The following is a 19,242-nucleotide window of genomic DNA, read 5'->3' on the forward strand; positions in this document are numbered from 1 at the left end:
ACAATCAGTTGACGTGCCATAACTCATCACCTCTAAACAGTATCTTTATTCTATGCAACTTCATGTAAAATTGGTATGACTCTCGGTACTTATAGCCTTTAGTAAAGATTTTAAGTTAATAGTGCTTAAATTTACGTGGTATGGATTGACCTCTATTAACTCATGTAGGTCGGTTAAATAAGTAGGTAAAATATAGCTAATGTAGGTCTATTTTTTAACTCCTAAAGTGTTTTTTATAGGAGAATTTTTTAGCTCAAACGACCCCTATAAGACATAGAAAGTATTGGTTTTGGCGCAGTTTTACCGAGCGCTTTAGTTTTTTTTTAATATTTCTTAAGGGGCGATCTCTATATTCTAATAAGGGGGTTGGGATTGTTAGAGAATAATTACTAATTGCGAAACTTTTAATCGCGAGAGTGTTTAATTGTTTGGTATGTTTTAGAGAATAGTACCCGAGCGCAATTAAAGCTGGAATGAGGGCGCTCGCACAAACCGGGTTTTCTCAAAAAAGCTGGCTTTTAGAGGTGGCATTAATGGCGAGACTTGGGAGAGTGGCGACGGCCCATAAAACCTGCAATTGACACCAGCCTCAACGAGCTAAGGTGTTCGACAACAAATATTCTGTTGGGAAAAAACTTGACATCAGCGGGTAATAGAAAGTAAAAATAAATAAAAGCAATAATAAAAAAAAGGCTTTATGCTGGATTCGCGATGGAGGCTAGGCAAGTATGGCATTGAGAATTTGCTATCCCATAAAACAATTTTCGCTAAAATACCTCCGGTAATATACGGAGTTTATATGATTTTTTCGCAATCTAAAATCTAAAATGGCAACAGCTATTCTTGACCTGGAAATGTCCAAACTCCCGCCCGAAATTACGGTTGAGGAGCGTTACAGCAAAGCCTTGGTTTTAATTCGACTGCACAGAAAACCGATCGGCCAAGCTCTATTGTCGCTTGTCGGAGGTCGCGCCGACGGCTCCCAATTGCGGGAAACACTGATGAACGCTACGGGGGAGAACCTGTGGAAAAATTGGATCTACGATGCCCTAGAATGGGACGAGCGCGGGCCCTTGCAGGCAATACCGATCGCCACAGTAGCAGTTTGCACGCGCGATCGCCCGGAAGATTTGCGCCGCTGTCTAGAAGCGTTGATGCAGCTCCCAGACGACGGTCAGGAATACTTAGTAATTGACAATTGTCCGGGCACGGACGCTACCAAGGAACTGGTCAAAAATTACCCACAAGTCCGCTATGTGCGCGAAGACGTACCGGGTTCCAGCGCTGCCCGCAACCGAGCTTTACGCGAAGCTAAACACGAATTCGTAGCGTTTACAGATGACGATGCGGCCCCCGATCCGAACTGGCTGCGATCGCTCTTGGGGAATTTTAGCGATCCGCGAGTTATGTGCGTCACGGGGCTGGTGATGCCCTTGGAACTGGAAACCGAGGCGCAAGAATGGTTCGAGCGCTACAGCCCCCACGGGCGGGGCTTTGATCGCCAAATTTTTGACGGGGCGCACTGCAACCCGCTAGTTGTCGCTCCTGTGGGGGTTTCGGCGAGTATGGCTTTGCGGAAAAGTTTGATCGACTTTATTGGATTGTTTGACGAAGCTTTGGGCGTGGGGACGCCGGCTAAATGCGGGGAAGATCACGAACTGTATGCTCGGATTCTCACCGCAGGCTACTGCATTGTGTACGAACCCAGAGCCCTGAGTTGGCACCGCCACCGACGCGATTGGGAAGACTTACGCAAAACTATGTACTGCTACGGAGTTGGAGTCTACGCTTTCTGGACGCGGACTTTGGTGAAAAATCGCGAATTAGGGGTGGTGCGATTAGCTTTGGGATGGCTGTATTCCAAGCAAATTCCTGAATTATTTGCTTCTTTGCGGAAGCAGCCGGATGCGATTCCGAGCGATTTGCTGTTGGCTCAACTGCGGGGCTGTGTGAGTGGGCCGATGGCTTATTTTGCTTCTCGGAAGTGGTTGCAGGAAGTTAAAGGAAAGAAGTCAATAGTCAGTAGTCCGAGGGAAGAAGTCCCAGGGAAAAAGTCCGAGGGAAGAGTGTTTTAAATTACCAATTACCAATTATCAATTACCAATTATGTTTATTCACGACACGCAAGTCACGGAGACACTGATAGCTGTTTTTTTCCTCTTTCTTCTTCCTTATTCCTTCGGACTAGGAACTACTGACTAATGACTTCAACCTTCCAATTATCAATTACCAATTCAAGATGAAGAGAGAAAATCCTACAGTTAGCGTAATTATTCCCAGCCACAATCGATGTTCTTCGCTGCGGCGAGCTCTTGATGCTTTGCACTCGCAGACTTATCTGATCGACCTAATGGAAGTTATTGTAGTCGCAGATAGCTGCATTGACGATACTTTGGCAATGCTACAAGAGTACAAAGCTCCGTTTAAACTGCACGTGATCGAGGTAAATTGCCGGAGCGCTTCAATGGCCCGCAATACGGGCGCTGCTTCGGCTACCGGGCAATTGCTGCTGTTTGTCGACGACGATATCGAAGCCCTGCCACCTTTGGTGGAAAGCCACGCGCGCGCTCACCGAGAGGGTCCCGGCTGCGCTGTCATGGGCCCTTACCCGCCTAAGTTGCAGGGGGCAACTAGGTTGTTTGATGTGCAAGTGCGATCGTGGTGGGAAGACAAGTTTTATCAGATGAGCCAGCCGGATCACCGATTTACTTATAAAGATTTGCTCAGTGGCAACCTTTCTGTGGATGCAGAACTGTTTGCTCGTCTTGATGGCTTCGATTCGGCTTTCGGGAACTGCGGCGGGGAAGATTACGAGTTTGGGGTGCGTTTGCTGAAAGCTGATGTACCTTTTGCTGTAGCGGGGGATGCAGTGGGCTATCATTACGAACACGAAACCAACAATCTCGATCGCTATTTCCGCCGATCCCGTCAGGAAGGGCGATCTGATGTTTTGATCGGCCACCGACACCCGGAACTTAGACAGACACTGCAGCTAGCAGGCTACGAAACTGCTTACTCGGTGGTAGATAAAATTCTGGTGGCGATCACGTTTTTCTGGCCGGCTGCTGTGGATTGCCTGGCCGTGGGACTGAGGAAATCTCTTGATTTACTCGAAAGCTTGCGGATGCGGGGAACTTGGCGGTGGTTGTGGGAAAAATTGCGCGGTTATTGGTATTTGAGGGGTGTCATCGATGAGTTGAAAAGTCGATCGGCAATTTCTAGTTTTTTGCAAGGAGGCCCGGCGAGCGGCGATTTGGGCGCACATGAAATTGACATCGATTTGCAGCAAGGTTTGTTCGAGGCAGAACGTCTGCTAGACGCGGAACGGCCGGCTGGGGTTTACCTGTATTACGGTCAACTGACAGTAGGCCACATTTTTCCCCAAGCGGGCGCGGAACCGCTGCGGGGCGCTCACTTGCGATCGATTCTGGCGCTTGACTTTGCCGAACCCCTGGCTCGGGCGATCGGGGTTAACGGTATGCCCAAAAGTGCCGGTCTTTCTGAGCCTAGCTTAGTTGACAACACCCTACTTCAACATCTAGAGTTATGTACAGTATTGGACAAAAAACAACTGAAAAATCCTTCCTATAACTGACATAATTAGATTATAGGAAAAAACCAAAATAGAGGTGTAATTAAGCCTTTAATTTATTTTAAATAAATAGTAATTGAGAGTGAAAAGGAAGAGAAATTGACAATGGTAATTATTATGGCAATAAAAGTGATTGAAGCTGATTTTTTAGAACCAATTGCTGACAAGCTGACCCTGGTGCAGACCCAGAATTTGGTTAAGATTCAGCCCTGGGAGGCATCCGAGCGAGAACCTCAGATAGTTGCCGGAGGTGTGCGGTGAGAAATGCGGGAACGCTGGTTTATCGGCGCAAAATGGCTCATTGGTTCGATTTGCTGCGGGTGTTGGTAGATCGCGATATGAAATTACTTTACAAGCGCTCGACCTTGGGGATTGCTTGGACTTTAATCAGTCCGCTGTTACAGTTGGCTGTATTTTCCTTTTTGTTTCGCTCTGTTGTACCGCTTAATATTCCAAAATTTTCTTCCTTTGCTTTCAGCGGCTTGTTAATCTGGACTTGGTTTCAAACGGCATTATTTAAATCAACGGCATTAATTACAAATAATAAGGCACTAATCAGGCAGCCAAATTTTCCCCCGGCAATTTTGCCGGTAGTCATAACGATGACTGGGCTAATTCACTTTTTCCTAGCATTGCCGGTGTTACTTATCTTTCTGGCAATTGATGGCGTTCATCTGAATGCAGTGCTATTTTTGTTGCCGCTGCTGATGATTATTCAGTTTTTTCTGACAGTTAGTTTTGCTTATCCCCTTGCCGCTTTAAATGTCACTTTTCGGGACACTCAGCACACTTTGGGAGTAGTTTTGCAGATGCTGTTTTACCTGACTCCGATTTTCTACGACATCAGCAGCGTCCCGGAAAAATTTAAGATTTTTTATTACTTAAATCCAATGGTGCCCCTGATTGAAGCTTACCGCGCCATACTGCTCCAAGGTATGCCGCCGGATTGGCGGGTTCTGTTAATTTTGAGCTTGGCTGTGGCGGCTCTTTTGCCCATCGGAGTGGGAATTTTTAAACGGCAAAGCGATAATTTTGTGGAGGAGTTGTAAATGCGTGAAGCAATTATTGTCAAGGGTTTGGGTAAGCGTTTTAACCGCTACTCTACCGCGAAACCTTCTACGATTATGGAGGCAGCTTTGTCTGGTTGGCGGAAGCTGAAGCCGGAGGCGAGTTTTTGGGCGCTGCGGAATATAAATTTTAGTGTTTCTCCTGGGGAAATGCTGGGAATTCTTGGCAAGAATGGCGCGGGAAAATCAACGCTGCTGCAACTGGTCGGCGGTATTGGCCGGGCTGAAGAAGGATCTATTAAAGTTAACGGCAGAATTGGCGGCTTGTTGGATTTGGGTGCGGGTTTTCACACGGATCTAACGGGCAGAGAAAACGTGTTTGTGGGTGCTGTGGTGGCCGGTTTGACTCGCCGGGAAGTGGCGCGCCGATTTGACGATATTGTGGAATTTGCAGAGTTAAAACAGTTTATTGACAGCCCGATGCGGACTTACAGTACGGGGATGAAAATGCGGCTGGCTTTTTCGGTGGCGGTGCATACCGATCCAGAAGTGCTGTTAGTTGATGAACATTTGTCGGTTGGTGATGTTGCTTTTCAAACTAAATGTTTGAATAAGATCACTGAGTTTAAGAATCAAGGATGTGCAATTGTTTTGATTTCTCACACCGCGTCGCAAATTCAGAAAATGTGCGATCGGGCTTTGTGGCTAAAATCAGGTGAAATTGTGGCTTATGGGGAACCGGAAGTGGTAGTCGGTCAGTATTTGTCAGAAATGCGATCGTCCACAGAAAATCGCAGTACCCTGCGTGCTGCGGAAGCTACAAGTAGCCAGTCACCAATGCTAGGTAATCAGAATCGGTTCGGTTCTTTGGAAGTAGAAATTACAGATGTCAAAGTGTTTCCGCATTCGGAAATAGATAGCGGTGACGCTATTAGCATTGAAATTAATTATTCGGTGTTCCATGAAATTTGTGCTGCTATTTTTGCCGTGACAATCAGCAGGGATGATGGTCAAAGTTGTTTTGAGACTAATACTAATCAAATGGGCAGACTGCTGCCACTGGTGAAAGGGAAAGGCAAAATCCGGCTGCAAATAGACAGACTGGATTTAGGAAACGGTCAGTATTACGTGAATGTTGGGGTTTACGAGGAAACTTTGGCTTACGCCTATGATTATCATTGGCAGGTTTATCCGCTGTACGTGCGATCGACTGTAAACCAAAAAACGATTCTTTGTCCGCCGTACCGCTGGGAATTTGAGGGCAAAATGCCGCTTCTGAATTTACCGGAACCAGCCACTGCAACTTACGATTTGAATAAAAATAATCCCGGCTACCTCAATATTTCGACTCAGTTGGAACCTAAGCAAAAACCTGATTTTTTAATTATTGGGGCTCAAAACTGCGGCCCGGAATCTCTCTACGGCTATCTGGCAAATCACTTGCAAGTTAAAGAAGGTTCCCGCGAAATTCACTTTTTTGATTTGAATTATGAGCGTGGTGTTGATTGGTACAACAAACAGTTGGCTCGCAGTGTAACTGGTGAAAAGGTGTTGCTGTGGGAGATGAATGCTTATTATATTTATCATCCTTTGGTCGCCGAGCGGGTTTACAAGTGTTTCCCGGATGTTAAGCTGATTGTGATGCTGCGAAACCCGGTAAAACGAGCATGGATGCACTATCATTTAGAAGTGGCGAGTGGCTGCGAAAAGTTGGATTTTGAAAAGGCGATCGCTTCTGAACCAGATAGGCTCAAAGGTGAAATTGAAAAAATGAAAGCAGATGAAAATTATTACAGTTTTAATCACCAGCATTATTCCTATTTGTCGCGGGGAATTTATGTAGAACAAATCAAAAATTGGCTAGACTATTTTCCGAGGGAACAATTGCTAATTCTCAAAACCGAAGATTTTTACGAAAATACCGGCAAAGTCTTTTCGGAAGTATTGAATTTCTTGGATATTAGTGCGAGTGCAATTAAAGACTATGAAATCACTCATGTAGATCACTACAGCCAAATGCCGCCTGAAATCGAACAAAAATTGACCAATTATTTCACACCTTACAATCAGGAACTTTCGGATTTGTTAAAAGAAAATTTTAAGTGGACTTAAGCAAATATTTGAGTGGCGCTAAAAAATAGAGGTTGACAAATGATTTATAATCATACATAAATTAGATCTCTTTATTCTCTTCCTCTGTGGGCTTAGCGTTCTCTGTGTTTCCCTCAAAAAAATCTCATTCACAAACCATTTATGAGGTATAAAAATGAAACGGATATTTTTAGTAGGCTCTCCGAGAAGTGGCACAACCATGCTTCAAAGTTTATTAGCCGCTCATCCTGAAGTTATTTCTTTTCCTGAATCTAAGTTTTTTCACTATTTGCTGTACAAAAAATTTGTGCGAAAGTTTCCTAGTAGGATGGAAGCTTTTTTTAAGGATGAGATTAATCGCCCTGAACTTTTGCAAGGTTTTGATAATAGTCAAACTGTAGGCACTAAAGTTAGGTGGTTTGTCGAAGTTTTGGATGGTTTGGCGGCGGAACAAAACAAAAGTATTTGGTTGGAAAAAACGCCGGAACACATATATTTTATTGAGGATATACAGCGCTTGTTGCCGGATGCTAAATTTATACATATTTTGCGAAATAGTATGGATACCATAGCTTCTCTCCATGAGGCTACTAGAAGTTCTCATGATTTATGGGGACCTGGTTGGGATTTAAACCACTGTATCACTCGCTGGAAAGAGGCGATTTTAATTAGTCACAAATATGCTAAAAATTATAATCATATATTAGTGAAATATGAAGAAATTGTAGATAATAAAGTAAAAAAATTAGAAGAAATCTGTGAGTTTATGGGCGTTGCATATGATAAAAAAATGCTGGTATTTTATAAACAAAAAGCCGTCAATTTAAGTTTAAATCTGCCTTGGCATCAAGGAATTGAGAGAGAGGTTAAAAGTAATAACGTTCACAAATATCATAAAATTTTTAAGAGCCATGAAATTCGCTATATTTTAGATAAGATTAAGGGCGTCAAGGGTGACATTTCCGGGAAAGTTACGGTGGAAGTGAGCGAACCAATTTCCGATATTTGTGATCTTCCGCAAATATGCGATCGCCTGTCCTGTACGATCAAACTAGAAGGAATTAAACTCGGTATTATTGAATTGCCGATTTGCGACTGCATGGTTGCGGCTGCGGTTTTGGCGGATGCGGTGGCAGCCCAGTTTGCTTGGCAAATTCTCGATCGCTTCTTTCAACGCAATCGCTGCGAAAAAGGCAATAAATTGTGGGAAACTTTGCTGGAACCATTGCACCCTAAACATGACTGGACGCTATTTATGCAAGAATTATGGGGGCGTCCGCATTGGCATTTGGAGGATTTCTACAAGCCTGAAATAGCTGAGGAAGTCTCAACAATTACCATCGAAAAAAAAATGATAGTCTTAGAAATTAGCGAGGGATTTGCTAATATAAAAGTTGAGCTTTCTGAAATAGACGTGCTGGTAAAAGTAGGCGGCGTGGCTGTCGGTATTGTAACTGTTGCGGTGGAAAATAATTTTGTTTCAGCTCAAAAATTGCGATCGACAATTACTCGAAATATGGGTTTTGAGTTGTGCGTCGCCGCCGTGCGAGAAGCTTTGCTGGGAAAACCACTCAACGGCAAGCAATGGCTAAGATCGCGCTTAGCCTCTTGTGCTCAACAAAGATCTAATTTGCCCGACTGCTGGAATGCACCGGGTGCTGGGGGCATTTATCCCCAAAATGCGGTGATGTTCGGCAGGCGATCGGGTGCGATCGGGACGAGTGTCAGCCGTCGCGCCTCACTCCCGGCGGCGGCGCTGCAGGAAATCGAGTCAGCCGCGGCAATCGCTGGGGAACCGACAAGGCAAATTCCCCCAGAAAACGAGTTTCCAAAGCAAGTATTTTACGTTGGGGAACCGACAAGGCAAATTCCCCCAGAAAACGAGTTTCCAAAGCAAGTATTTTACGCACCGGAAATCATTTGCTCAAAATCTTCTTATCGGGAAGTTTCTCACTCGATGAAACCTCAAGTTTTTGACAATCATAGCGTTACACAAAAACTCCCGATTCTCTCCTACCGCCGCATTTCTCCTGACGGTTTAGACGCAGTTACTCCCCAGATTTTTGAACAACAGTTACACAATCTCAAAAATCTGGGTTATTACAGTGCGAGTTGGGAAAATTGGCGAAGCGCGAAACAGGCTAAAACTCCTTTACCCGGAAAAGCTGTATTGATGACATTTGACGGCGGCTATCTCGACTTTTTCCAATATGCTTGGCCTCTGCTAAAACGCTTTGATTTTACAGCAACTGTTTTTCTGGTAGCGGAGTCAATAGGAAAGACAAATAGTTGGGAAAAAGCCGAATTTGAAGAAGTGCCGTTAATGGGATGGCCGGAAATTTTGCAACTGCGGGATGCAGGGATTGAATTCGGTTCTATGTCTGCTACTCATCAACCTCTTACTGCATTGTCGCCGACAGAAATTGTGCGGGAGGCGGTCAAATCCCGTGCTATCTTGGAACGGGGATTAGAGAAATCTGTTAAATGCTTTGCCTATCCTTACGGGGATTTCGATCCCATTGTAGCGCATTTAATTGGAGCGAGTGGATATACTTTTGGTGTATCATATCAATTAAATTTTAGCAGTTTTGACGATTCTTTATTGTCGCTGCCGCGCATTCAAGTCACCGCCGAAAATGCCTTAAAATTAGCTTAATTTAGCTTAGTAAGGTGCGTCAATCAGCGAGATTTTTCCCTCAATTAACAATCTCTCAACGGACGCACCTTACAAGTGAAATTTATTAATCAATTCCTGGATTTTTCGCTGCAAATAACCGCCTAACCCTCGGGAAATTTTCTCAAATTTATAATAAAATAAAATCTCCATAACATCTTCAGTTTTCATATACTTTAAATAAGAAATCATTTTCTCTGTCAGTTTATCATTAACATCATCGATATATTTTCTCACAGCCAACCTTTCCGAAATATTCCATTTCTTATCAAACTTGCGGTGCATTTCCGTCTCATAATCCCGAAAATCTGAGATTTTCCCCTCCCAATACCTTTGAATATATTTCCCGGCGATTTCCGCACCATCCATCCCGTGTCTAATTCCTTCGCCACCCAAAAAATTTACTGTCGAGACACTATCGCCGATCGCAATTATATTATCCTTGCAATAAATATCCTTCAAACCAGGGCTGTACTTCAGCGTGGAACCGTGTTTGTCAATAATTTTATAATTTTTAGACTTCAGATATTCATCAATCAGTAAATCAATATATTTTTTCAGCGGTGACAAATGCCTCACTGTTTTCGGATCTAAAAAAATGCGCCCCGCACCAACTTTCAGCCTGTTCTGTTCCATTGGGAATATCCAGGAATAACCCTTTGGCATCCATTTATCGCCCAAAAAGAAGATTAAATCACCGCTGTATTTATTGTAAACTTCTGGCTCTACTTCAATTAAATATTCGAGTCCGGTTCCCGACAAAAAAGCTGGCTTATCCTTCTCTTTTTCGTACATAACCGCCCTAGCAAAGCCAGTAGCATCCACCAATACTTTCGCGCTAACTGTGATAAGTTGACCGCTGGATAACTGTTTAAATTCTACGGTTGTTTCGCCCTTGGCTTGTGAATGTCGGGTGTAGCGATAACCCAGCCAAACTTCACCGCCAAATTCCTCAACTTCGCTGGCCAAAAATGCTCTAAATTTAGCAAAGTTGAGAACAACTCCCAAGCTTTCGGGAGACTCCCAACTTTGGCTGACTTTGCTAGTTTCAATAGTAAGTTTATGCCAAAAACTGCCGATAACGGATTCGGGTAAATTGAATTTAGAGAGGGTTTCTAGAGGCGTGGCGGCGCTGGAAAAGTCATTTTTATTAAAATTGTCGTTTTGCTCTGCCAGCAAGACTTTGTGACCGGATTTGGCTAGGATTCTCGCGCAGTGACCGCCTGCTGGACCGGCTCCTACTATTACTATGTCAAAACTTTTTAAATTCATTTTGCTTTTAACTCGCTTCCAATGTCAAAATACCCGCAGACATATCGCAATGGTAGTTATGACGACACTACGATTCAAATTGCTTCAAACGGTCCAATTTTAGGTAGAGTTCTGAATGTGACACCATCGGACTTGCGGGATCGTTGTATTACACTGTCATAGATCGGGTATTTCTTAGGATTAGTCTCGAATGGTAAGGTGCGCTAGGCGCACCCTACCATTCTAGCTAATTAGACGCTAACGGGTGATTGTTTGCGGCTGAAGGTTGCTAAGATGCGATCGCACATTTGCGACGGATTTAATCCCAAACTGGCAAATGATTGTTCAGGCGTTGCATGATCTACCAATGTATCCGGTACACCCAACCGCATCACTGGAACAACAACATTATTGTCCAACAAAGCTTCGGCTACTGCTGAACCAAAGCCTCCCATCAAACAGCCTTCTTCCATTGTGACAACTTTGCCGATTCGCTGTGCTAAAGGCAAGATTAATTCGGTGTCCAAAGGCTTGACAAAACGCGCATTGATCACAGTTGCTTCAATGCCGTGCTCGCTCAGAATCTCGGCGGTTTGCATTGCCGGATAAACCATTGAACCGTAACCCAATATCAGCAAATCGTCGCCGTTGCGGAGGATTTCGGCTTTGCCGATCGGCAATTCTTCCCAACCTTCTTCCATCAAAGGCACGCCGTAACCGTTGCCGCGCGGATAACGCATGGTGATCGGGCCGCTGGTGTGGTTGATTCCGGTGACTATCATCCGCTGCAATTCTGCCTCATCTTTTGGCGCCATAATTGTCATATTTGGCAGACACCGCAAGAAAGAAATGTCGTACATTCCTTGGTGAGTGGGGCCGTCAGCACCGACAATGCCGGCGCGATCCAAACAGAAGAAAACTGGCAAGTTTTGGATGCAAACATCGTGAATTATTTGGTCATATCCCCGCTGCACAAAGGTCGAGTAAATTGCCACAACCGGGCGCATTCCTTCGCAGGCTAAACCAGCGGATAAAGTCACGGCGTGCTGTTCGGCAATCCCGACATCAATGTACTGTTTCGGCAGTTTTTCATGCAGTTTATCCAGACCTGTTCCGGTTGCCATTGCAGCGGTAATGCCGACAATTTTGGGATTATCTTCTGCTAGCTTGACTAGGGCGTGGGCAAATACTTTAGAGTAAGCTGGAGGCTTGGGTTTAGTGGAGGGAATGCCTTTGCCGGTGGCTAAGTTAAAGGGATTTTGGGCGTGATATCCTACTTGGTCTTTTTCGGCGATCGCATATCCTTTGCCCTTCACCGTCACCACGTGAACCAACACCGGCCCTTGAATAGTATGAGCTTGTTTGAAAGTGGTAATTAACTCTTCCAAATTGTGTCCATCTACCGGGCCCATGTAAGTAAAGCCCAATTCTTCAATTACGGCTCCAACTTTCGAGACAGCCAAGCGTTTCATCCCTTCTTTGAGGCGTTCCATTTCTGGAGTAAAAGTTTCGCCGACAAAGGGAATGTGTTTGAATTGTTCCTCTAAGTTATCTTTGAGAAACTGCACCGGCGGCGAGAGTCGCATCTTGTTCAAATAGCGGGTAATTGCGCCGACGTTGGGCGAGATTGACATCTCGTTGTCGTTGAGCACAACTAACAAATTGGTTTTCGGCATATGCCCCGCGTGGTTGATCGCTTCGAGTGCCATGCCGCCAGTCAAGGCGCCGTCGCCGATGACTGCTACAGTTTTAAAGTTTTCGCCCTTTAGGTCGCGCGCCATCGCCATTCCTAAGGCTGCGGAAATACTTGTGGAAGCGTGACCGGCACCAAAATGGTCGAATTTGCTCTCGCAGCGCTTGAGATAGCCTGCAACGCCGTCTTTTTGGCGCAGGGTGTGGAATTGGTTGTAGCGGCCGGTGATTAATTTGTGAGGATAAGCTTGGTGGCCGACATCCCAGGTAACTTTGTCGCGATCGAGGTCGAGTGTTTGGTAGAGTGCTAAGGTCAGTTCGACTACACCCAATCCTGGGCCGAGGTGGCCGCCGCTAGCGGCTACAGTTTCTAAATGCTTTTCTCGAATTTGTCGGGCAATTTGTTCGAGTTGATGAATCGAGAGGCCGTGTAATTGGTTTGGGTGAGTCAGTTGGCTGAGATGCATATTTTAAAATCTTGCTCCTGTGAATCAGGACGAATCCTTAACAGCTATAGGTTGAGCCTGCGACGCTGGGGACGCGCAAACGTTAGAATAGTTTAGCTGTTATTTGGGAAAAACTGTTAGGCGTAACAATTTTATTATTTCTGACCTGGTAATTATAGTTAATAAATATTACAGACTCAATATAAAAACTGCTTATATTGTAATTTGCTAATCGCTAAGTGTTAGCTGCATGGAGATTCTTAATAATTTAAAGCTAAAAAAGGCCACCTAAAAAAATAAAATACTTAGATACCAGACTTCTTAAAGAAGTGGGGTATCTGACAGAAGAACGTTTTACTTTTAATGAGAGCGACCTACTTACTTGTTGTCAGGAAAGAGCGATCGCTCTTTTCTATTTATCGGTTTTCCAGTTAAAACAAAAAAGGATCTCGCTCCCATCGATTACAGCATTCGCTCTATCTCAGATGTTCGAGCATCTCCCAATTTCTCGGCCCCAGTCGTATCAAAAACGATCGCCTGTTGAGCCACCGGCAACAACCGCCGTAAAATTTGCATATATCCCTGGTGCATCGCCTCGGCGGTGGAACCTTGCCACAACCAATCGCTGCATATTTGGCAATTACCGCACGATACACCAAGGATGAGAGTTTAATTTGGGCTTTGATGTTGGTATCATAGGGTAATCCTTCCCCACGTTCGTGGGGTGTGGTAGAAAAGGCGATCGCCCTTAAGTTTTCGAGGCTAGGAGGGCGATCGTTTTCAGTGTACATAGCTATTGTCGGGTATATATGCACCGATGTCAAGCCAAATATGGGCTACGTTAGACTGCGGATTCGAGAACTAGCTGAGCAAAAAGGTTGGACGTTCAAAGAAGTTGCCGATCGCTCGGGAGTTAACTACAACACAGTAAAAAGCTACGGGAGGCGGGATGCTTTGAACACAGTTGATCTGTCTGCTGTGTATAAAATAGCCCGCGCTTTAGACGTGACGATGGAAGATTTAGTTGAGATTTTGGAAGATTAAGGGACTCACTTCAGACGGCGAGAAAAAAATCATAAAAGTCCTCATAGCTAGGACTTTCGCTATGAGGACTAATGATAACCAGACAGGAGCTTTTTTGCAAACAGTATTGGTGCTAAACTCGCGTTTGACTTTGCAAAATTTCCTCCAACAGCCGCTCTTGAGTTTTCGCCGGTTCTTTGCAAGTTAAACACTCGCAAACTAACCCGACAACCCCTTCAGGCAAATTAGCCTCAATCTGACAGACAGCAGTCGGATAATACTGCGAAATCAACCCCGAAATTCGATCGGGAGTCGTGCGAATCAAAGTAGAATGCTGGTACCAATCGATCGCCGAAAGTAGACTCGGACAAGCTTGTGGAGCATCTTGTACAATACTGCTGAAAGCTTGCAAAGCTTGTTGGGCACGATCGAGATATTCTAAATTCGGGCCCAGCAGTGCGAGGCGAACCAAAGAGGCGAGCGCAATTCCATTCGCCGCCGGAGTTGCATTGTCTATATAGCTGCGTTCCCGCACCAACAAATCTCCGCTAGCATCCTTAGCAGTATTGTAATATCCTCCCAATTCCACGCTCCACAAAAACTCATCAAACTCTTCTTGCACCTGCACAGCTTTCTCCAACCAAAACTGAGAATTCGGCAACTGTTTTGCCTCTTCCCCGTTTCCTAAAGTCAAACTCGCTTGATGCAAATCCAACAAAGCTTTCACAAACAAAGCATAATCTTCCGACTGTGCGGTTACAGCAGATTTTCCGTCATAATTCAACCGTTGAAACCGACCATCCGTCCACTGATTGTCTAAAATAAAATTAGCAGTTGTCACAGCTAATTCCAGATATTCCCAATTCCCAAAAACCGCCGCAGCGCGGGCTAAACCCGAAATCATTAAGCTATTCCAAGCAGCAATCATTTTCGTGTCCGTAACTGCGGGAATTCTACCCGGCCAACTGTCGTTTTTAGCTTCTTGATTGTTGCGGGCTGGCGGAAAGGTTTTTACAGTCTCGGGATTGCCACCGTAGCGAACCGCAAAGAGTTTAGCCAAAGCCGTTTCTACCGTGTCGCTCAGTTTTCCAGGATGGCGGCGCTGCAATACATTTTGACCTTCAAAATTGCCGCTGCGACTAACAGTAAACTGTGCTTTAATTTGCGTTAATTCCTCAGCCGTTAACAGTTGTTCCAGTTCGGCATAAGTCCAAACATAAAATGCTCCTTCTTCCGGTTCAAGTTCTTCAGAAGTGTTAAAGCTGTCAGCATCCTGTGCGGCATAAAAATAGCCTGTTGGCGCAGTCATTTCTCGCTTCAACCATTCTACTGTCCCCGCGATCGCAGTTTCAAAAGCAGGCTCTTGTATTCCCGCACTCCACAAATTCGCTAAATACTCAACAATTTGACCGTTGTCGTAAAGCATTTTTTCAAAGTGTGGCACAGTCCAAGTCGCATCAACCGTGTAGCGGTGAAATCCGCCTGCTACGTGGTCGTAAATGCCACCCAATGCTAAGTCTAATCCGCGCTGAGTGCAGACTTGTTTGCTGTCGTATTTTGATTCAAAATTAAATCGCGTTCCCCGCAGTGCTAGCTCAGCATAAGGTATCATCGGAAAACTGGGACCTGGGTTGTGGCCGGCAACAATTCCGGTGTTGATTTCTAAGCCTTTTTGAAAGATTTCGCGATTTAATTCGGCCGTTACTCCTGACAGCGCTGCCGTCTGTTGGAGGTTGCCTAAAATCTCTGCTTTGAAGGATTCTACTTTGCCTTTTTCTGTGTCGTAGAAGCGGCGAATTGCTTGCAAAACTTCTAAAAATCCAGGCCGTCCGTAGCGCGGTTCTACAGGGAAATAAGTGCCTCCGTAGAAGGGAACTCGCTCGTCGGGAGTGAGAAAAACGTTGAGCGGCCAACCGCCTTGACCGGTCATCATTTGCAAGGTTTGCATATAAATGCTGTCGATATCCGGGCGTTCTTCGCGATCGACTTTTACGGGTATAAAGTGCGAATTCATGTATTCGGCGATCGCGCGATCGGAAAATGCTTCTCCTTCCATCACCGTACACCAGTGGCAGCTAGAGTAGCCAATTGACAGGAAAATCGGTTTATTTTCGCTCCGGGCCGCTTCTAAGGCTTCGTCGCACCAGGGCCACCAGTCGATCGGATTTTCGGCGTGTTTCCGCAGGTAAAGGCTTTGGGATTGAGCAAGACGGTTGACCATAATCAAATATACTTTAACTCGTATTCAGTAAGCTTGTTATTTCTCTCGTAGTGTAGCGTGAGATGTTTTAGTTGAGTTGTTGCCGATAATCATGTTTTAATATTATGGCTGAGTATCTCGATCTAACATGAGTTTATCATCTCGGAGAACCTTCAATCAACGGCTCGGACAATTTTTGCTGAGCGCGGCAGTTCCTCCTACTGTTTCCCAACTGTACCAAACTGAAGATTCGGATCAAGCTTTATTAGAAACGAATCTTAACATTTTTCTGGCGAAAGCAGACCCAGAAATAGAATTATTAGTCCCGACCTTTTTAGGTAACGACAAGCGCCGCTTCTACGGTCGAGGTGTTCCGAAAAGCTTGAAATTAATCGACAAATTTCAACTCGGCAGCGGACGGACTTTTCTGGGAAGGCGGTCTGTAGTTTGGAGCGGTGCGGGTTGGACGGGACAGCCGACAATTACCAGAGACGGGGGAAAAACTTATTTAATTATAGGTGCTTATGACCACAATTTGCGGAAAATAGATATTGCTACTAATAAAGAAGTTTGGCGCTATAAATTTGATGATATAATCAAAGGCTCCTCAACGATTTATATCGATGAAAAAGCCAGCGCCGAAAACAGAATTGTGATTTTGCAAGGCAGCCGGAGGGGTGGCGGTGGCAAAAATGTTGTGCCGAGTTTTAGGGCGATATCTTTTAGAACTGGCAAGGAACTTTGGAAATTGGACATCAGGAAAACGCCCAGCTACAGCCGGGATAACGACAGCAGCGCTTTGGACCTCGGCGGTGGCGTTTTGTTCAATGCGGGGGAAAATGCGATCGGCTATTTTCTCGATAGTTCCACAAGCCAAGCCAAAATTAAACAAGGAATCAAGCAGCCAAATATCTTGTCGGAAGTACAGCTTTATGCAGCAGGAGATATCAGCAAGCACAGGGGAAACCTGGTCGCGGAATCATCACCATCAAGGCTCAAAGATAGAATATTTATAGCTGCTGGTTCCGGTCATATTTACGGTATTAGCATTGAAACTAAAAAGATAGTCTGGGATTTTTATACTGGTTCAGATTTGGATGGAAGTGCTGTAATCTCTAAATCGGGAAAACTGTTTTGTGCCATTGAAAAACAATACATTCAGGGCAACGGTGGAGTGCTGAAGCTGAATCCCAACAAGGAACCGAATGCCAGCGTCGAATGGTTTTTACCTACCGGAAATCGCCGACTGTCTAGCTGGGAAGGCGGGATAATTGGCTCGGTGGCGTTGAATGACGAGTACAATTCAGGCGAGTTTCCGGCGCTGTTTGCCACAAATGCGATCGACGGCAATTTATACATCGGTTCCCAAGATATGATTACAGGCCAAAAAATTGCTGTACCTTGGCGAAACCAGTCTTACGATACTCCGGTAATAGTATTTAAAAAAGCGATTGGTTCTTCTATTTCGACTCCGATTTTTACAGATGGCAATAAACTGATCAGTGCGGGCTACAACGGTGTTTATTTGTTCAATTTGAATTGGGAACGAGCGAAGTCGGGGGATCAGAATGCTTTGAGAAATGCTAAAGGCGAGTTTTACCGTTTGAAAGTAATAGAATCGGGGAGATTTAAGCCGGGTTTGTCATTTGAGGCGACGCCTGTAGTTTGGGACGGAATTGTGAGGATTTGCGCGAGGGATGGCTGGATGTATACTTTGGGGTGAACTACCTACCGGCTTGGCGATTGTCGGAAGTGCGATCGCATCCTCATTTTCTAGATGTTGAAATCCGCCAAGGCCACTACCTGCCGTTTAACTGCGCTTATATCTTTCATATATAAGGATGTCAGGAATTATCGGAAACCTGTTATAGCAATCCTCGCATCATTTGTGAATTTCTTACGGACTCCCCGCGAGTTCGGGGAGGGTTGGGGTGGGGTAAAAAATTTACAACTTATTTACGATTGCTATAGCAGCAGTGCACGAGCTTGATTGGTCGCTGTTGACTTTACTAAGGTGGGGCTTGGGATTGTCGCTGAATGCTTGGAATGTTTATCCAACTGAAGGGGAAGAGTACGAACAAGCGTTTGGGCGGTGGCGGTTGAAGAAACAGGTGGGACAGTGAAAAGCGCTTTTTATCGGTATAAAGTGCGAATTCATGTATTGGACGATCGCGCGATCGCAAAATCCTTCCCCTTCCATCACCCTACACCAGTGGCAGCTAGAGTAGCGAATTGACAGAAAAATCGGTTTATTTTCCCTCCAGGTCATTTCTCAGGCTTCGTCGCACCAGGCCCACCAGTCGATCGGATTTTCGGCGTGTTTTCGCAGATAAAGGGTTTGGGATTGAGCAAGACGGTTGACCACAATCAAATCCACTTGAACTCGTGCGGGGTAAGCTTGTCAGTTCTCTAGCAGTTTAGCGCGAGATGTTTTAGCTGAGTTGCTGCCGATCATCCTGTTTTCATACGATCGCTGATAATTTAGATGTCAAATGAGTCGATCGTCTCGGAGAACCTTCAATCAACGGCTGGGAAAATTTTTGCTGACTGCGACGGTTCCTCCTGCTGTCCTCAAACAGTGCCAAACTGAATCGGGGAATTGACGGAGTGAGAAACCCGCTGAAACCTTGATATTTAGAGGGTTTAGGCTCTTGAACCTCCCTCAAGAGAGTAGTAATTATCACAAGTTTATTAACCATTTAAATGGTAGCGAACACGAACGATCGTGATTAGACCCTGCAAAAAGTCTAGAAATTAGCGATCGCACGCACACATTTTTTTGATGACAAGCTACTCAAACCCTTACTGCGTCAAGTCTTTCAACTTGCTTGTCACCGTCAAATCTAGGAATTGAGTTTTTTCCAAAAAATAATATTAACAAATTTTTAGCGCAAGCAGACCCAGAAATAGAATTGTTAGTCCCAACATTTTGGCGTTGCCTAATTGCCGGATGATTTTGATTTTTTTGTGGGATGGGCTCTCCTAGCCCGAAGGCGTGTATTTTCACCGCAGGCGGGACACGCCACAAGAATCATCCTCAAATTGTGCAACGCCGACATTTTTAGGTAACTGCCAGCGCCGCTTCTACCGCAGAGGCGTGCCGAAAACTATGTCCCAGAAAGTCGAGTCGTCCTTTTAGTCGGTCAAAGTTCCGGCGTCACACATAATAACGACCACCGAAACCATTGGTCTCTAAACTGAGATGTTGCACCACGATCGATAAGCCTGTTTTGGGCGGGATCTCCTGCCCACCCCCTACTCCCCAC

The 19,242-nt window shown here is 45.1% G+C and carries 13 protein-coding genes and 1 pseudogene; 9 read left to right on the forward strand and 5 right to left on the reverse strand.

Annotated features, from left to right (window positions below):
* Nucleotides 1-827 precede the first annotated feature (827 nt).
* From QUB14_RS03115 to QUB14_RS03140, 6 genes are all read left to right on the forward strand, one after another.
* Nucleotides 828-2,075 (forward strand): glycosyltransferase, encoded by a 1,248-nt coding sequence (locus QUB14_RS03115; RefSeq protein ID WP_333215260.1) that lies wholly within the window; start codon nt 828-830, stop codon nt 2,073-2,075.
* A 164-nt stretch (nt 2,076-2,239) separates the two neighbouring features.
* Entirely contained in the window at nt 2,240-3,595 is a 1,356-nt protein-coding gene (locus QUB14_RS03120; RefSeq protein WP_333215258.1) for a glycosyltransferase, read from the forward strand.
* Between the two features lie 102 nt (nt 3,596-3,697).
* The gene (locus tag QUB14_RS03125; RefSeq protein WP_333215256.1) at nt 3,698-3,853 is read left to right on the forward strand and encodes a hypothetical protein; all 156 of its coding nucleotides are present in this window, start codon (nt 3,698-3,700) and stop codon (nt 3,851-3,853) included.
* Nucleotides 3,850-4,641, forward strand: a complete 792-nt coding sequence (locus QUB14_RS03130; protein ID WP_333215254.1) for an ABC transporter permease — start codon at nt 3,850-3,852, stop codon at nt 4,639-4,641. The genes QUB14_RS03125 and QUB14_RS03130 overlap by 4 nt, the downstream gene beginning before the upstream one ends.
* Entirely contained in the window at nt 4,642-6,711 is a 2,070-nt protein-coding gene (locus QUB14_RS03135; RefSeq protein WP_333215252.1) for a Wzt carbohydrate-binding domain-containing protein, read from the forward strand.
* Between the two features lie 154 nt (nt 6,712-6,865).
* Nucleotides 6,866-9,346 carry a sulfotransferase gene (locus QUB14_RS03140; protein WP_333215250.1) on the forward strand — a complete coding sequence of 827 codons (2,481 nt, stop codon included), beginning with the start codon at nt 6,866-6,868 and terminating at the stop codon, nt 9,344-9,346.
* Between the two features lie 69 nt (nt 9,347-9,415).
* Here the strand turns inward: QUB14_RS03140 and QUB14_RS03145 are convergent, their stop codons facing one another.
* The 3 genes from QUB14_RS03145 to QUB14_RS03155 all read right to left on the reverse strand — a co-directional run bounded on the left by QUB14_RS03145 (nt 9,416) and on the right by QUB14_RS03155 (nt 13,544).
* A complete protein-coding gene (locus tag QUB14_RS03145) occupies nt 9,416-10,636 on the reverse strand; it encodes an NAD(P)/FAD-dependent oxidoreductase (RefSeq protein ID WP_333215248.1) in 1,221 nt (406 codons plus the stop codon).
* Nucleotides 10,637-10,866: 230 nt separating this feature from the next.
* A complete protein-coding gene (gene dxs / locus QUB14_RS03150) occupies nt 10,867-12,774 on the reverse strand; it encodes a 1-deoxy-D-xylulose-5-phosphate synthase (protein WP_333215247.1) in 1,908 nt (635 codons plus the stop codon).
* A 455-nt stretch (nt 12,775-13,229) separates the two neighbouring features.
* Complete coding sequence (locus tag QUB14_RS03155) at nt 13,230-13,544, reverse strand: hypothetical protein (RefSeq protein WP_333297074.1); 315 nt, start codon at nt 13,542-13,544, stop codon at nt 13,230-13,232.
* Between the two features lie 40 nt (nt 13,545-13,584).
* On the opposite strand from QUB14_RS03155, the gene QUB14_RS03160 reads away from it, so the two are divergent.
* Nucleotides 13,585-13,797 (forward strand): helix-turn-helix transcriptional regulator, encoded by a 213-nt coding sequence (locus QUB14_RS03160; RefSeq protein WP_333215272.1) that lies wholly within the window; start codon nt 13,585-13,587, stop codon nt 13,795-13,797.
* 112 nt (nt 13,798-13,909) lie between these two features.
* Here the strand turns inward: QUB14_RS03160 and QUB14_RS03165 are convergent, their stop codons facing one another.
* On the reverse strand, nt 13,910-15,997 hold the full coding sequence (locus tag QUB14_RS03165) for a thioredoxin domain-containing protein (protein ID WP_333215243.1): 2,088 nt from the start codon (nt 15,995-15,997) through the stop codon (nt 13,910-13,912).
* Nucleotides 15,998-16,124: 127 nt separating this feature from the next.
* Here QUB14_RS03165 and QUB14_RS03170 point away from each other — a divergent pair, with 127 nt between their 5' ends.
* Both QUB14_RS03170 and QUB14_RS03175 read left to right on the forward strand, forming a co-directional pair.
* Nucleotides 16,125-17,699, forward strand: a complete 1,575-nt coding sequence (locus tag QUB14_RS03170) for an outer membrane protein assembly factor BamB family protein (protein ID WP_333215241.1) — start codon at nt 16,125-16,127, stop codon at nt 17,697-17,699.
* A gap of 220 nt (nt 17,700-17,919) precedes the next feature.
* A complete protein-coding gene (locus QUB14_RS03175; RefSeq protein ID WP_333215270.1) occupies nt 17,920-18,099 on the forward strand; it encodes a 2TM domain-containing protein in 180 nt (59 codons plus the stop codon).
* A gap of 8 nt (nt 18,100-18,107) precedes the next feature.
* Here the strand turns inward: QUB14_RS03175 and QUB14_RS03180 are convergent.
* Nucleotides 18,108-18,341 (reverse strand): annotated as a pseudogene (locus QUB14_RS03180) (DUF255 domain-containing protein); the annotation flags it as partial.
* Nucleotides 18,342-19,242 lie beyond the last annotated feature (901 nt).

The organism is Microcoleus sp. B3-D2 (genome assembly GCF_036705345.1).
Taxonomy (GTDB): Bacteria; Cyanobacteriota; Cyanobacteriia; order Cyanobacteriales; family Microcoleaceae; genus Microcoleus.